Raw genomic sequence first — 14850 nt, 5'->3', positions numbered from 1 at the left:
TCCACTTTGAGCTGGCCGCCAAGGTCGATGGTGTCCCCAGGCCTGGCAACTCTACGTTGTCCGACCTTACCTTCTTTGATCCAGCGTTTGACGGCTCTAAAATAGTGTCCGTAGGTGGCGTTGGGTTTACCTACAACCCAGGCACCCCGATCGATGATGGTTCCAATGGTCACGCCTTCACGGTCGATAAGCGAGAATATTCCAGCAGGATTTGAACGCATGGAGTTCTTGCGCCGGCCGGGATTGCCTAGGTGATCTTGGTGGTAGTGGGTAATCACAAAATAGTCGATATGTCGGTGACCCAGTAGAGCGTCAAGACGTCGAGGGATGCGCTGGCCGGCAATTTCTGGTGCGTGATTGGGAGAACCACAGTCGAAAAGGATGGTTTTACCTTTGTAGGTGATGAGCGTGGCGTCAGCTTGCCCCACATCGAAGTTCACCACGTGGAGAGCTCCTTCTGCCGGTGTGGGTAAATCGAGGTAACGGATACCAGCGGGCGCGATGCAGGAAGTGAGCGCGAGAAGAGCTATGACTGAGATGATCTGTCGCATCCAATAAACCTAAGTTCGTTTGTTTAGCTTCAGTGGGCTGCGGACTCTTGAGAGACCTTGAACCGAAGCGTGAAGGTTGTGCCTACGCCAACTTGAGAGCTTACTTCAAGGCGACCGCCCGAGTTCTCTACCATTCGTTGACAGATGGCAAGCCCAAGGCCTGTGCCCTGAGTTTTCGTTGTGAAAAAGGGTAAGAAAATTCTCTTGAGCTGATCGGCCGGAATACCTTCGCCCGTATCGATGACCTTGATCTGAAGGTTAGCGTTTTCTAAACCTCGATTCCTGTCTTCAAGGCCGCTTTTTGTAAACACGGGAGCGTGGTCGATGGTTGTTTTGAGAGTGAGCTCTCCAGCTTCGGGCATCGCCTCAACTGCGTTACGCATCAAGTTCAGTAAAACTTGTTTGAGCTGTTCGGGGTCTAGCTCGACCGGAGGTAAGTCGTGGGTGAGATCTTGGACAATCATCAAATCAGGCGCAAGCTTGGCGTGGGTGAACAGCTTCACGGTTTGGGAGATAACCTGGTTGATATCTGTGGGGACTGGGTCACCACGGTAGGGCCGTGCATAATTGAGAAATTGACCAACAACATTACCCAGGCGGTCCACTTCTTCGATGATAACGTCTACGAACTCCTGGCTCTCTTCCGGGAGGTCTTCTGGATCAAGGCATTGAGCGGCACCTTTAATGGCGCCGAGTGGGTTGCGGATTTCGTGGGCCATACCGGTAGCCATCTCACCAATTTCCACCAGTCGATCTCGTTCTCGCCGCTTTTCGTATTCTTGGGAGTTCTCCACAACAATGGCGGCTGCTTCACCCAATGAAAGAAAGGCAGTGAGGTCATCGGTTGATAATCGGGTCATACCGGGACCGCCCAGGGCAAACACTCCGACCATTTTGTCGCCTGAGAGCATTGGAACCATGACTTGGGCTTCGAGCTCTTGAAGAGAAGAAATCGTTTCCTGGGTACGCTCCATTTCACGCTGCAGTGCTGGGTTCTCATTGGTGAGCATAAGCGGTAGGTCTTCAGCCCTATAGGTAACCTCTTCAAGCAAAATAGGGCGTCTGGTAGATCTGAGTTCCTGGAGAAGAGAAGGATGCTTACTTAAGGTGATAAGCAGCGGCGGTGTTTGCCCCATACTTCCAACACGGCGCAGGCTCATTTCATCGCCGGCATCGCGAACATAGACAGAACCATGGGCTGCTTGTCCTTGGAAGGTTTCCAGAATGCGACTTTGCATGGTGTCTACACGGATGGTGGTACGTAGCCTCTGAGTTAGGCTCTGAGCTGATTGACGTAACTCGTATTGTTGCCGAAAGAGAATTTTTTCTGTTGTATCCTCAACGAACCGCTTAATCGGTTCAAAGAGAATGAGAATCACGAAGCTCGCTACAATGGTGTTAAAGATCCAGAGGCTTTGCTCTTCTTCGCCAACCCAGAGAACCAGGATCGAGTAGATCGAGGAGAGGATTAAGCTCAGCACGCCAACTACGGCGGCCTTTCCAAGTAACTCCACCATATTCATCAATCGGTGAGAGACAAGTCCTTGATAAAGAAAGTAGACGTAGAAGGTGAGGGCGAGGTGTGCCAACGCAGATGGCAATGGTGACGCAGGTAGTAAATCCCCTGAGGCGAGCAGCAGTGTAATGAGACCGCCAAAGAAAAGATATGAAAGTCTTGTTTTCTCAATATCGGATCGTGCGTTTGTCCGGTGGTCGCGCAAAAGCTTTAAGACACAAAGCCCGGCCCCGATTACATAAACCGCGATGAGGAACCGTGTGACAAAAAGCGAAGCCAAAGGGGAGAGGAGAATAAGAAAGAAGGTGAGCGTGGCGATGTAGCTGAATTGAGTAATGCGTTTGACGAATGCGCCGCGCGCTCTCAGCATCTCTGCAAAAAAGAGGATCAGTGTGGGAGGAATAAAAAGTGCGGCCCAGATCTTGAGCCCGGCAAAGGTGTGACCTGTTAACCCTTCAATGAATGCTCCCGCATTCCAGAAAAAAATCGCAAAGGTAAAAGCAGCAAAACGAGTATACAGCGTTCGAAAAGGTCTACGAAATGCGATGGCGATGCCTACGGTGAGGCAAACAACACTTGCCAACACAGCGCTGGTAACGCTGGCGGTCACTCTTCTTCTTCCTTAACCACGGATCCTTTGTAGATATCGGCATGAAGAGTGGGTGATTTTGAGTCTCGTAGATGAGAGTTGGGCAGAGGTATAGGTGTTTCGCTTTGAACACGTTCCACTATCCACTTCCGGCGAAGCCCCTCCATATGATGGTGAAGCCTGCTTAGTTCGGTATCAAAGGATTCGCAGCCGGGTAGGTCTAAATATTGTGCAACAAAGCCTTCACCGCGTGATGTGACCGCGAGTGGGTAATTGAGTCGCATGTAATAGCGAACTTGTCTGGCTCTTAAATCATCCATAACGTCTTATCGGCTTTCGCTTCTAGCATAGAACGTAGCCACGTGTCATAAAACCAAGATACGCTATAATAGCAGAGAAGACGCAATCGGCGACCTATCGGTTAAGAGGGAGTGATGCCCGTGAGTGACGATACAACTGAAGAAGTGACTGAAGCAGAAAGCCCCCTCCAAAGGCTGGCAGAGTTTGCCGCAGATAGCCCTTATGACCGATTGGTATTACGCCCCGGCCGGGTTACCGCGGATGGCCCCATGGGCATGGAAGTGGTTGATTTTAAATGGGATTTAGAAACCCATTCGGCTGCTATGGAAGCATTTTCACGCTCTGTCGAATATGGCGACTGGCTCGCTTCTTGGGTAGGCGATGGACTTGTGATGAAGCGGGTCACGCCCTCTGAGAATACCTTGGAGGATTGGGTTTCGGCTGGACTGCTCTCTTCACTCGCCGCACGTATGATCGCCGGGTGCTTGGCATCGGGGCGCAATGTGCTGATCGCCGGTGCCGACAGTGCTGCTGCGGGCTTGGCTTTAGCATTAGGGGAACAAAGTTTACGGCCAGCATTGATGGGCGGTCATGATGTACCCACACCATCACATTGGGTACGCGCTCATACCCTTCAAGATATCGCTCAGGTTGGCGCAGACCGTTTGGTTGTGGTGGGCGGTCGCGACGGAGGAGTCGTCGACGCACTCTTTTCCCATAATGGTGTAATTGCATCCATCGATTCACGCCGGCTTGATAGAGCTCTTATGAGATTCGAATTGGCGCTTGCTCAAAAAGTAGGGGCAGACCAAGCACCGTTGGCGATGTTGGCATCCATTGATTTGGTGATTGTGCTGGATAGCCTGGGAAGTGGTCATGTTGCTGAGGTGGTTGAGCTTCAATATGGGGAGGCTGGATACTGCCCGGTCGTATTGATGTGCCGAGGAGTAGAGCCAATGCCTGAGGCCTTGGTACCGATTCAAGCCCCTGGGTTTCTTGATGAGCTTGCAAGCCTCGGTCTTGAGGGGATGGCTGCGGATTACCAAAATGCTTTGCCACCAGAAGTTGCGGTGCCTACTGAGCCAGAAGTGCCTGCATATGCAGCGGAACCTGAACCCGATCCTGAGCCTGTTTACGAAATTCAGATCCCAATTGCAGAACCGAAGCGCATGCGATTGCCCAAAATGGGTGCAGTTACAATGAGAGCGAATCCTGCCGACTTAAGAAACGGTGTGGTCCTGCCTCCTCCAGGTATGGGCCCTCCTGGACAGGTGTCTGCCAAGGAGCCGGCGCCCACTCCACTGGTTGAACGCGAAGATGTGCCACCACCAGGTTGGGAGCTTGATCAGTTGCCCGACGAACTGGTTGGGGAGGATACACACATCGGAAGCTCTGATGACGCCGTGATGGCCGCGACCTATGGTCTGGCGCCGCCACCTGCTCCTCGCACGCAGTCGGCGGGTGATTCGGGGCATGATTTAGAAGAACTGCTTGAGGCAGTTAGAAGACACGGGTCTCACGAAGATCAGGAACAAAACTAGGCATGACTGGTGCGTCGAAAAAACCACTCGCAGGGATCCGTGTAGTTGATCTCTCTCGGATTGTTGCGGGGCCTTATTGCACCCAACAAATGGCAGATCTGGGAGCAGAGGTCGTTAAGGTCGAGCCACCCAGTGGGGATGACACCAGGCAATTTGGTCCGCCCTTTCTTGGAGATGACGCGACTTATTATTTTTCTATCAACCGAGGTAAGCGTTCGATTGCTCTCAATTTGAAAGAAGCGTCCGGTCGGCAGATTATTTACGACTTGGTGAAGAATGCAGATGTTGTGGTGGAGAATTTTCGGCCGGGGGTGGCCGAGCGCCTGGAGATAGATGCAGTTACGCTTCAGGCCCTCAAGCCAGATCTTATTTATGCGTCGATCAGTGGTTATGGCGCTGCAGGTGAAGAACCCTACACAGGATTACCCGGCTATGACCTGATCATTCAGGGGGCAGGTGGTATTCCCAGCTTGACCGGCCCCGTGGATGGCGCGCCTCATAAAATAGCGGGTTCCTGGGCAGATATCATCGCCTCACTGAATGCGTTTGGCGGTGTGATGGCGGCGCTCTTACATCGTGAAAAGACAGGCGAGGGCAGTGTCTTAGACATTAGCATGTTCGATGGTCAATTGGCTTCACTGATGTATCACGCGACGGCATGGCTTAATAACCGTAAAGCACCGAAGCGTCATGGGAATGCGCATGCGAGCATCTGCCCATACGAGACATTCGAAGTAGCCGATGGCTACATGAATATTGCTTGCGGTAACGATTCCCAGTTTGCGAAACTTAGCGAGGCCCTTGGTATGGCTCACCTCGCTGCAGATGAGAGATACCGTGAGAACGCCATGCGCGTCGCAAATAGAGATGCGCTGCTAGGCTGCATCGTGCCTGCGTTGCAACTTGAAGGTGTGACCCATTGGCAAAGAATCCTTGGTGAGGCCGGCGTACCTTGTGGGCCTGTTGCCAGTGTTCCTGAAGCGTTGGCGCATCCTCAGGTAGAAGCACGAGGGATGGTTGTGGAAACTCAACATCCCGTGTACGGCCCTATTAAGACGGTGAATAATGCTACCGGTTTTGGTGGCGCAGAAGACGTTTGCGCTCCGCCGCTTTTTTCTGAACACAGCAGAGAGATTCTGACCGAAATATTGAACTACGATACCCATAAAATCGATACGTTGATTCGAGATGGGGTCGTGATTGAGGGCTCAAATGGCTAACCCAAATAATGCGGATGTATTGATTGTTGATCGTAACCCCGATGGAAGAGGCAGGGGGCAGATTGGAAACCGAGTTGCCTTGGTTGCACAAGCGGTACCCGGAGACACTGTTCAAATAAAAGTTGATAAGCAAACAAAGAACACTGTTCAAGGGCGTATCAAGCGACTGGTGAATGCGTCTCCAGACCGAGTGCGCTCTCATTGCCCTCATGAGTTTGTTTGCACGGGATGTGTGCTTCTCGGTACATCCGAGCAAGACGAGTTGGCGTATAAAAAATCGCGCGTCTCTGCATACCTCAAAAACTCGAGCACCGCAGGTCCGCTTGAGAGTGACCTGCATGTAGAGAGAGCCGGCGACGGCCTGGGCTATCGATATTTCGCCAAACAAGTATTTTCGATGCAGAAAGGGCGCCCCGTACTTGGTGCATATGTGGCGGCTACACATGAAGTTGCCGACAATAATGGATGCCCTGTGCTGGCGCCGTGTTTGAACGCGGCGATTGACGTCGTGATTGATGAGGTTTCAAGTCGCAAGATGCGACTTCATTGGAAAGATGAAAAAGGGCTCCGGTACCTAACGGTTCGTGGCTCTCGTGCTTCTGAAAAAACTCTCATTACGTTTGTAAGTTCCCGCGCTCTCGTTGATGAATGGCTCGCTGAACTAACTGAGGTGGCGGAGTCGGTTTTGAGCCGGGTTCAGGGAGCTGCTGGTGTGGTTGCGATTGAGAATGATGATTCTGGAAACGTCATACTCAAAGGGGAGCCCACACTCTTAGCCGGTGAAGAGTTCATCGAAGAGACAATCTGTGGTTTTAATCACGAAATTGGTGCTCAGTCTTTCTTCCAAATCAACCCTCAAACAGCAGCTCTTATGTTTGATAGAGCGTTGGCTTTTGCCGGCGAGGGTGATGTTTGTTTGGAACTCTTTTCGGGTGTTGGGGCGATGACACTTCCGCTGACTAAACAATTTAAGAAAGTTATCGCGGTAGAAATTAATCAAGAATCGACTCAGGCACTGGAGCGTTCAAGGTCACAAGTACCTGAAGCTACGCTCGAGGTCTTAACTGGTGACGCTTATGAATTGGGTCCTGACTTGGTTGCGCAAGATGGTGTGAAGGTTGTTGTTGCGGATCCGCCGCGCCGAGGCTTAGGAGCTGAGCTGGTGAAAGCGATTGCAGCTTCTCAGGCTGAGCGACTCGTTCTGCTTTCTTGTCAGCCATCTGTTCTCGAGCATGACCTACCGTTACTTGAAGCGGCTGGCTTTAAGCTTGAGGAACTCTCTGTGATTGATCAGTTTCCGGGTACGGTTCACGTGGAGGCAGTGGCTTTATTGGTTCGCTCTTAGCGGCGATTGCCGCTTAGGGTTCAGATAAGATGAGGGTAGCGTTACCTACAGTCGTAACAAGGTCAAATGCGTAACCTCCCAATGGAGGGATGCCGCGAATAGGTGGGTCCAGCTCACAGGGGATACCCTCTTGTTCGAGCCCTGCAAGCGCATTACCGGCCAGCATATTCAAGAATTCACCAACCGCATCATCCAGCATTTCATCCGGTAGAACTTCGTCAGGAGCTTGGCCAAAAACTCCGTCTGTCAGTGCATGTGCGAATTCAGAATCGCCACTGAGGGCAATCCGAAGGCTGCTTTCTGAGCGGATCAGGACCGATGCAATAATTTTCGAGTTGAGTCGTTCGAGTTTTGTGCAGTGCTTAGGAACCTTGATCTGAACTGCGGCTGTTCGCATCGCCACACGTTCAACCAGCTCTAACAAAAATTCAGCGATGCGGTTGTCTTTGAGATAGCCTGGAAGCTCTCTGGCATCTACAGCGAAGCGTTCTTCTTCTGCTTTGAATCGGCGTAATTGGCGAACGAGTTCTTCGGCGCTTAGGTGCTTGAGCCGCACCAACGCCTCACCGATACGAACTCTACGTTGGTTCTGAACTTTCAAAACCTCTTTAAGCTGTACCTCGGACATGAGTCCAAGCTTTACAGCAATCGCTCCGAAAGGCTTATCGCTGTAACGTTGCTCGCGATTGATCTCGTTCGCTTCGCTTTCGCTTAGTAGAGCTTGCTCGACCGCGATCTGGCCAAGTTTCAAGTTTTCTCGAGCCATAAGATCGAGTGCTGTTCGCAACTGATCAACTGTAATGGCGCCTTCTTTAACAAGGAATTGCCCGAAGAACTGCATTGCTTTGTGGCTCCCTTTAGGCCGTTCGTTTGGCCCAAAATGCTTCTCGTGTCCTTAAAAACTCTCCCATTAGTCTGTTGGCCATGTCAAATGCGTCCTCAATTTCAGATAGTGAGCATGAGTAGGTTCAGCACTTACCTTTGTGGCACTTTAACAATCAGATTAGGCGGTGAAGATTATTATAGAGGAGAAGAATGATTCGCTGGGCATGGCAGCGACCTCGCTAGGTGTGATACTAATTACCTAAACTGGCTTGGGATTTTGTTTTCCGAGCATTGGGGACAGCGTTATTCCCGTTGTAATGGGAATCAGCGCTGATGGAGAGACGATGCTCTCGCGTACGGGACTTTTAAACATTTTAGTAGCTGTTTTACCGCTGGTCGTAGCGGGAACCGTTGTGGTGGGTCGTGACCCGGCCGAAGAACCTCTTGGATGGATGTTTTTTGGCATCTTGATCCTTCTGACAGCGGGGGCAGCAGTCTTCGTTCAGTCGAGGGTTCAATCTTCTAGCTCATCCTCACTGGGTGGTATCGTTGAAGCGCTGCGAGGCGTTTCCCAAGGCAATTTCTCTACATTGCTCGATGCTCAAGGTGCGGGGGAGTACACCGAGTTGGTCGAGGTCACTAATGAATCTCTTAGCCAAATTGGCGGAGTGATGAAGCAGGTGGCCGAGAGCGCAGGCTCTATGGTCGAGTCTTCCAAGGAACTGGTCAGGTTGGGACAGGATTTAAATAACTCCGCAGGTGAGACGAGCGGAGAGGCTTCGAGAGCATCTTCTTCCGCAGCATCCATCGATCACAACTTACAGACTGTTGCCACTGCAACAACCGAGATGACGGCCAGTATCCAAGAAATTGCACGAAACTCACACGAAGCAGCCAGCATCGCGACTGCCGCGGTTGAAGTTGCTGATACTGCGAACACCACGGTTGCACGCCTTGGTGACTCGAGTGCTGAGATTGGCAACGTCATTAAACTGATTACGTCGATTGCCGAACAAACAAACTTACTTGCCTTGAACGCTACCATCGAGGCCGCGCGAGCAGGTGAAGCCGGTAAAGGCTTCGCGGTTGTTGCAACCGAAGTTAAGGAATTGGCGAAAGAAACCGCCAAAGCAACTGAAGACATCAGTTCACGTATTGATGCTATTCAATCTGATGTTCGAGCAGCGGTTGATGCGATTGCTGAAATTGGCACGATTATTCGCCAAGTGAATGAACTCCAGGTAACCATTGCTGGAGCGGTTGAGGAACAAAGCGCCACGACCAGCGAGATTGGTCATAACGTCCAAGCTGCAGCCAACGGTTCAGGTGAGATTGCGAAGAGTGTGAGTGGGGTAGCAGAGGCTGTTGAAGAAACAACTGCCTATGCAAGTGACTCTGAGCACGCTGCTACGCGATTGTCCGGTGTTGCCTCTGCAATTCAGGATATGATGACTCGCTACCGTTTTCGTCATTGATGAACACCTCGTCGGCTCTTCTTGCTGGCGACCATTAAGCTAACCAAACCCAATACTTTTCCAGCTATCGCTGGCTCTTTATGCATTCATACCCAGCCGGCAGATGTACTGCCTTGTGGCACAACAGCTCACAGCTTGTTGGCTCTCTCCGTACACCGAAATGACTTGGCGATCTTTTGAGACTTGCTCACACATGGAGAGCAGAGTGGGGAAGGTTGGGGCCACTGTTTTTCACTGGCCCGTCACGGCAGCGTGAAGAAGTGCTAGAACCATACGGCAGGCCGCATGAAAGCGGCGTAAATTACAAATGGATTTTTACCAAGCTTTCACCTAGCTCTGGCATTTAACTAGGGCAATGCCCTATGCTTAGAGAGGTTTAGTGAAGGCGTTTGCCTTCACGCGGTCATTAACGTTGAATTGCTCTTAGAGTGACTCGCCCGTGCAAAGAAAATCGGGTAGAGCACGACAAGGACACAACGTTTAGGGAGCTGCCAAGCATGTGGTTCGGTCTCAAAAACGTATCGGTTGCTCAGAAAATCAGCCGGATAGCTGTCTTGACCACCAGCGTCGCATTGATCCTTTCTTCTGTCGCTTTTATGACACTTGAGTTTGTATCGTTTCGAGACAGAATGGTCGATGATTTATCTACGCTTGCTTTGGTTATTGGTACCAACAGTGCTCAATCTATCGAACTCAATAGCGCCGACGCGGTAGAGGCGTCGCTTAAGGCGCTTCGTAATAAGCCGCACATTGTGTCGGCGGTAACCTACTCACGTTCAGGCGAAGTCTTGGCTCGGTATGAACGAGACCCAGGGACGCTCTGGGCGCCGCCAGACTATGTCCCACGGGCTATGTCAGAGTTCGTCGACCAGCATCTTGTTTTGAGACAGCCGGTGGAGCGCGGGCGTGATGTCGTTGGTGCTATCTATATTAAGTCCGATAGCCGTGAACTTTATGAACGTCTTACTCAGCATGGGTGGATGACCGGACTTATTCTGTTTGTCTCTTCCTTGTTGGCGCTTTTCCTAGCAGCTCAGCTGCGTAAGGTGATCACTGATCCCATCGACCGACTTTCGCGAGCGGCAAAAACAGTCTCCAACGATCAGGATTTTTCAATCAACGTTGAAAGAACGGCTGATGACGAGATCGGTGAACTGACCGATGGTTTCAACGATATGCTCTGGGAAATTGGTACTCGAAACCACGAGCTTCTTCGCGCGCATGATGAACTTGAAACCCGGGTTGAAAAGCGAACGAGAGATTTGGCGGTTGCCAAGGAGCGTGCCGAGGCTGCTGATAGGGCTAAGACAGAGTTTCTTGCCAATATGAGTCACGAAATTCGGACACCGATGACGGCGATTCTCGGATTTTCGGATCTTCTTCTTAATCCAGGTCAATCTGTGAGTGATCGTGTGTCGTGTATCCAAACGGTCCGGCGTAATGGTGAGCACCTGCTCAATATCATCAACGACATCTTGGATATTTCTAAGATCGAAGCCGGAAAGATGACCCTCGAAAAACTTGAGGTATCGCCGATCCAACTCCTGGCCGATGTGAAGTCTTTGATGCAGCACAAAGCCTTGGAGAAGAATTTAGAGTTTGTGGTCGAGTACGAAAGCGCCATGCCCGACAAAATCATCACCGACCCAACTCGGCTTCGACAAATGCTGGTGAATCTAATCGGTAATGCCATTAAATTCACTGAGAAGGGTCGTGTAGAGCTAATAGCTGGAATGTGCGCGCCTGAAGAGGGGCAAAGTCCAAGCATCAGTTTTCAAGTGAAGGATACGGGCATCGGTATGAGCCAGTATCAGGTGGACAAGATTTTCCAACCATTCGAACAAGCAGACAGTTCGGTGACGAGACAGTTCGGTGGTACGGGTCTTGGTCTGACGATTACGAAAAGGCTGGCTGAGTTACTCGGAGGAGACATCAAGGCCCAAAGTGTACCTGGGTTAGGTTCTGTTTTTACACTGACCATCGCACCAGGTGGACTCGATACTTGCGAATTCATCGAGGACCCAATGGCCGCCATGCTGGCTGCCAGCGAAATTGTTCAGCAAGAAGCTCAAGTTGTTAGCTTACTGGGTAAGGTGTTACTGGCTGAAGATGGTTTTGATAACCAACGGCTAATTTCCTACAGAGTGGAGCAGGCTGGTGCCAAGGTAGAAGTGGCCGATAACGGGCGTATCGCGTTCGACGAGGCCATGCGTGCTTGGCAAAGTGGTGAGCCATACGACGTCATCCTGATGGACATGCAGATGCCAGAGATGGATGGTTATACCGCAGCCGCTAAGTTGAGAGCCGAGGGCTACAAGGGACCCATCATTGCTCTCACGGCTCATGCTATGAGCGGTGATCGGGAAAAGTGTATCCAAGCTGGTTGTGACGAATATACGACTAAGCCCATTAAGGTTCATGAACTTTTGATGTTGATCGATAAGTTTACGAGAGCACAACGACCACCCTCAAACCGAGTGATGGACCCTGGCTTTGCCAATGGTGAAGCAGCGACTACGGGTGTGGCGCCAGTTCAGGAAAAGCTTGTCAAAGAGGGTACTGACGTCGCTAAAGTGGCCGACGCCGAAGCGGGCGAAGTGGCTCAGCTTTCGGAAGACGAGCTTTTGTTGAGCGAGTTTCATTCTGATCCCGAGATGTCCGATTTGGTCGGTATTTTTATCGATAGTTTAGGTGAAAGACTCGTTCAAATTGAGAGCGCAGTGGAGCATCATGATTTCGATTCACTTGAGCGCATGACCCATCAGATAGCCGGTGCGGCTGGGGGTTACGGTTTCCCGAGTATTACGGTCTCTGCCCGCAAGGTTGAGAATATGATTCGCGACAATAAGAAAGTGGACTCGATTCTCGGTGCAGCGGACAGCCTATCCAAACTTTGCACGTTGGCGTGCCAGAGCTACGTACAGACGAGCTAGTCGTTATTCATTATAATTTAATTTCTAGAGTTTGTGAGGCTTGGTGTTTTGCAAGCGAGAGCGTGGACTGGGTTATTCGCCCTGAGTTCTTGTTGTTACGACAACCGGGAACTCATGGTCGCCGGCTTTAATATCAATCGCATATTTATGCTCAGAGTTTTCAATGACCTGGAGTTGGCCCGAGCCAAGGCTGGTAGGTGCACCTGGCGTGAGGGGGTAGACCCGATTCAAGCTGCGCAATGCAGTCGTTAGAATCATTTCAACGATTTGGTTCAAAGAGTCGATGATGATCTCTTCGCTGATGTCTTCCGGTTCGAGAACCATGAGCGACTGCGCTGAGGCCATGGCCAGTTCGCGGCTCCATCCCATCGATACGCTTACGTTGACAACACCCTCTGCATCACCGCCACCAACGTACTCCCATGTTTTTTCACACATCTCGTGGGGCAGTGGGTACACTTCTCTTACACGTGCTTGTGTTCCCAAAATGAGATTGAACGTTTGTTTGACGGCATCCACCACATGCATCACCACGGGTTGGATGGTTGCGGGTAATTTCTGAGTATAGGAATCATCTCGTTGAAAGACCGCATCCAAAACACTCTTCAAGCCATCTTGAGTGAATGGTTTTTCGAGATAGGTATGGGCTCCAAGGTCTAGCCCTTTTTTGATATTATCCGCACCCACGAGTGCACTTTGAAGGACGACGGGGATATGCTTCCAGCGATCGACCTTATGAAGGATTTCACAGAGCAACCAGCCGTCGAGGCCGGGCATCTGAATGTCGAGAAAAACAACATCCGGCTCAATTTCTGCCAAAAAGTGCAGTGCGTCAAAGCCGTCGTCGGCGCGAAGAACATCAGTGTAACCAAGCCGCTGTATTAGCCGCTTTTGTAACACGACGATATCCTTGTCATCGTCGACAATCAGGATGGTTTTAGACATGATTTACCCCTTGCCTGATTATAGCGGCATTCTAGTTCAAGGCAAACGTTGATGATTTTTCATTTAAATTGTTGGGCCGGTCAGGCGCTGCGTAGGCTCTTATCGATCGCCCACTCGGTCACGACCAGTACTGCGACCATGCTCCAGCGAGGCCTTTGCACCGTCAAACAGACTCTGTGCAGTGCGCTCTCGCGCGTCTTCACCGTGCTCAACGCCAGCCACACCCAATGTTCCCGTGACCTGAACAGCATCTCCGCGGTGCCCCACTCGAAGCGCCTTGATGCCCGCACAAATACGCTGGGCAAGGAATGTAGCCTGGTCGGGAATAGTCTCGGGAAGGAGAATCGCAAATTCGTCGTCACCATTTCGGCAAACGATATCGCAGGTTCGGGTGCTATCGAGTAGCAATGCGGCGACTGCATGGAGTACTTTGTCTCCAACCGGGCGTCCGTGCTGATTATTGACTGAGTTTAAGTGATCAAGATCGAGTAAAATAACCGAAAAAGGACGGTCGTAACGGCGCGCAGCTGAAAACATTTCAAAGAGGCGACGTTCGAAATGAATCGTATTCCATAGTCCGGTAAGCCAGTCGATTTGTGCCCGTTCAGCCAATAGATCTTGGAACCGCTTTGTTCTTAAACCGGAACGAACTCTTGCGCGTAGTTCAGCAGGATCAAAGGGCTTGGTGATATAATCGATAGCTCCCAAGTCGAGGCCTTTAATTTTGTCTACTGAATCGGTGGCTCCCGATAGAAAGATAACGGGAATACTTGAAGTGTCGGGGTCTTCCTTGAGCATTCGACAGAGGTCAAAACCGCTGATGCCGGGCATCATAACATCCAGTAGGATGAGGTCGGGATGGATTGATTTGGCCCGTTCGAAGCCTTCTTCGGCGTTTGTTGCGAAGTCCATGATGATTTCTTCGGGTTGAAGCCGCGCCTCTAGAAGGGCGTGGATTTCGACCGCATCATCAATCACTAGAAGTTTTGGTGTCATTGCGGGACCTCGTTGTAACAAGAGATGTTAACACGACTTCAGGGGTTAACCACAACAGGTGAATGAGAGGACTGGTGAAGAGGGGCCAATCTTATGGCTTAAGAAGCAGGCTTTGGATGCGTGTGACCGTGTTTAGAACACTGGCGTCTGTTTGGAGCTCAGCTATTGCCCCTAATTTGACCCAGCGTGCGTCCAAGGCATCGCTTGCGGCTTTATATTGGTGGTCCTGTGCGATGTATAAGTAACGGATGTCGAAGTGTTTGTGGGTGGGTTCCGTTTTTCGGGCTGGAATATCGTGAATATCGATTGCTACAATCCCGTGGACCCCTGGGTGAAGCTTGGGCGAGCTGACACCGGTCTCTTCGAGGAGTTCACGCCGGGCAGCGGCCTCCAGAGTGGGGTCACTCGCCTCGATATGGCCACCGGGCTGTAGCCACATCTTTAATTTATCGTGGAATATCAAGAGCATGGAGTCTAAAGGAGGATTCAATACGAATGCACTCGCAGTAAAGTGACCCGGCTCAAATTGAGTGCGTGCGCAGGGATTGGGCGTTTTGAGTAAGGCCAGCATGTCCTTTTTATCTTTGTCTTCGGACTCGAGCGTTGGATTAAAC

At 51.1% G+C, this 14850-nt stretch carries 12 protein-coding genes; 5 read left to right on the top strand and 7 right to left on the bottom strand.

Annotated features, from left to right (window positions below; translation table 11 throughout):
* The 3 genes from HOK28_18690 to HOK28_18680 all read right to left on the bottom strand — a co-directional run.
* Positions 1-551: MBL fold metallo-hydrolase (locus tag HOK28_18690; GenBank protein ID MBT6435132.1), on the bottom strand; the 551-nt coding region annotated here is incomplete at its 3' end.
* 29 nt (positions 552-580) lie between these two features.
* The gene (locus HOK28_18685) at positions 581-2677 is read right to left on the bottom strand and encodes a hypothetical protein (GenBank protein MBT6435131.1); all 2097 of its coding nucleotides are present in this window, start codon (positions 2675-2677) and stop codon (positions 581-583) included.
* Positions 2674-2976, bottom strand: a complete 303-nt coding sequence (locus HOK28_18680) for a hypothetical protein (GenBank protein MBT6435130.1) — start codon at positions 2974-2976, stop codon at positions 2674-2676. Before HOK28_18680 ends, HOK28_18685 begins: the two co-directional genes overlap by 4 nt.
* Positions 2977-3096: 120 nt before the next feature.
* Here HOK28_18680 and HOK28_18675 point away from each other — a divergent pair, with 120 nt between their 5' ends.
* The 3 genes from HOK28_18675 to rlmD are packed head-to-tail and all read left to right on the top strand — an operon-like array spanning position 3097 to position 7062.
* Positions 3097-4497, top strand: coding sequence for a hypothetical protein (locus HOK28_18675; protein MBT6435129.1), 1401 nt, complete (start codon positions 3097-3099; stop codon positions 4495-4497).
* Between the two features lie 2 nt (positions 4498-4499).
* A complete protein-coding gene (locus HOK28_18670; GenBank protein ID MBT6435128.1) occupies positions 4500-5717 on the top strand; it encodes a CoA transferase in 1218 nt (405 codons plus the stop codon).
* Positions 5710-7062 carry a 23S rRNA (uracil(1939)-C(5))-methyltransferase RlmD gene (rlmD, locus tag HOK28_18665; GenBank protein ID MBT6435127.1) on the top strand — a complete coding sequence of 451 codons (1353 nt, stop codon included), beginning with the start codon at positions 5710-5712 and terminating at the stop codon, positions 7060-7062. Before HOK28_18670 ends, rlmD begins: the two co-directional genes overlap by 8 nt.
* Before the next feature lie 13 nt (positions 7063-7075).
* Here the strand turns inward: rlmD and HOK28_18660 are convergent, their stop codons facing one another.
* A complete protein-coding gene (locus HOK28_18660) occupies positions 7076-7903 on the bottom strand; it encodes a hypothetical protein (protein ID MBT6435126.1) in 828 nt (275 codons plus the stop codon).
* Between the two features lie 301 nt (positions 7904-8204).
* Here HOK28_18660 and HOK28_18655 point away from each other — a divergent pair, with 301 nt between their 5' ends.
* On the top strand, positions 8205-9362 hold the full coding sequence (locus tag HOK28_18655) for a methyl-accepting chemotaxis protein (GenBank protein ID MBT6435125.1): 1158 nt from the start codon (positions 8205-8207) through the stop codon (positions 9360-9362).
* 497 nt (positions 9363-9859) lie between these two features.
* Positions 9860-12295 (top strand): response regulator, encoded by a 2436-nt coding sequence (locus HOK28_18650; GenBank protein ID MBT6435124.1) that lies wholly within the window; start codon positions 9860-9862, stop codon positions 12293-12295.
* Between the two features lie 72 nt (positions 12296-12367).
* Here HOK28_18650 and HOK28_18645 read toward each other — a convergent pair whose 3' ends face one another.
* From HOK28_18645 to HOK28_18635, 3 genes are all read right to left on the bottom strand, one after another.
* Positions 12368-13240 (bottom strand): response regulator, encoded by an 873-nt coding sequence (locus tag HOK28_18645; protein ID MBT6435123.1) that lies wholly within the window; start codon positions 13238-13240, stop codon positions 12368-12370.
* A 99-nt stretch (positions 13241-13339) separates the two neighbouring features.
* Complete coding sequence (locus HOK28_18640; GenBank protein ID MBT6435122.1) at positions 13340-14236, bottom strand: diguanylate cyclase; 897 nt, start codon at positions 14234-14236, stop codon at positions 13340-13342.
* 91 nt (positions 14237-14327) lie between these two features.
* Positions 14328-14850, bottom strand: a 523-nt coding sequence (locus HOK28_18635; GenBank protein MBT6435121.1) for an NUDIX hydrolase, incomplete at its 5' end; no start/stop codon positions are given.

This window comes from Deltaproteobacteria bacterium (assembly GCA_018668695.1).
In the GTDB taxonomy this organism is placed as follows: Bacteria; Myxococcota; XYA12-FULL-58-9; order XYA12-FULL-58-9; family JABJBS01; genus JABJBS01.
Note: the sequence above shows the minus strand (reverse complement) of the source record. Positions and strands in the feature narration are given on the sequence as shown.

What these genes read in the sequence shown, in the direction of transcription:
- HOK28_18680 (MBT6435130.1), bottom strand. Translation starts at nt 2,976, where the DNA reads ATGGATGATTTAAGAGCCAGACAAGTTCGCTATTACATGCGACTCAAT.
- HOK28_18670 (MBT6435128.1), top strand. Translation starts at nt 4,500, where the DNA reads ATGACTGGTGCGTCGAAAAAACCACTCGCAGGGATCCGTGTAGTTGAT.
- rlmD (MBT6435127.1), top strand. Translation starts at nt 5,710, where the DNA reads ATGGCTAACCCAAATAATGCGGATGTATTGATTGTTGATCGTAACCCC.
- HOK28_18660 (MBT6435126.1), bottom strand. Translation starts at nt 7,903, where the DNA reads ATGCAGTTCTTCGGGCAATTCCTTGTTAAAGAAGGCGCCATTACAGTT.
- HOK28_18655 (MBT6435125.1), top strand. Translation starts at nt 8,205, where the DNA reads ATGGGAATCAGCGCTGATGGAGAGACGATGCTCTCGCGTACGGGACTT.
- HOK28_18650 (MBT6435124.1), top strand. Translation starts at nt 9,860, where the DNA reads ATGTGGTTCGGTCTCAAAAACGTATCGGTTGCTCAGAAAATCAGCCGG.
- HOK28_18645 (MBT6435123.1), bottom strand. Translation starts at nt 13,240, where the DNA reads ATGTCTAAAACCATCCTGATTGTCGACGATGACAAGGATATCGTCGTG.
- HOK28_18640 (MBT6435122.1), bottom strand. Translation starts at nt 14,236, where the DNA reads ATGACACCAAAACTTCTAGTGATTGATGATGCGGTCGAAATCCACGCC.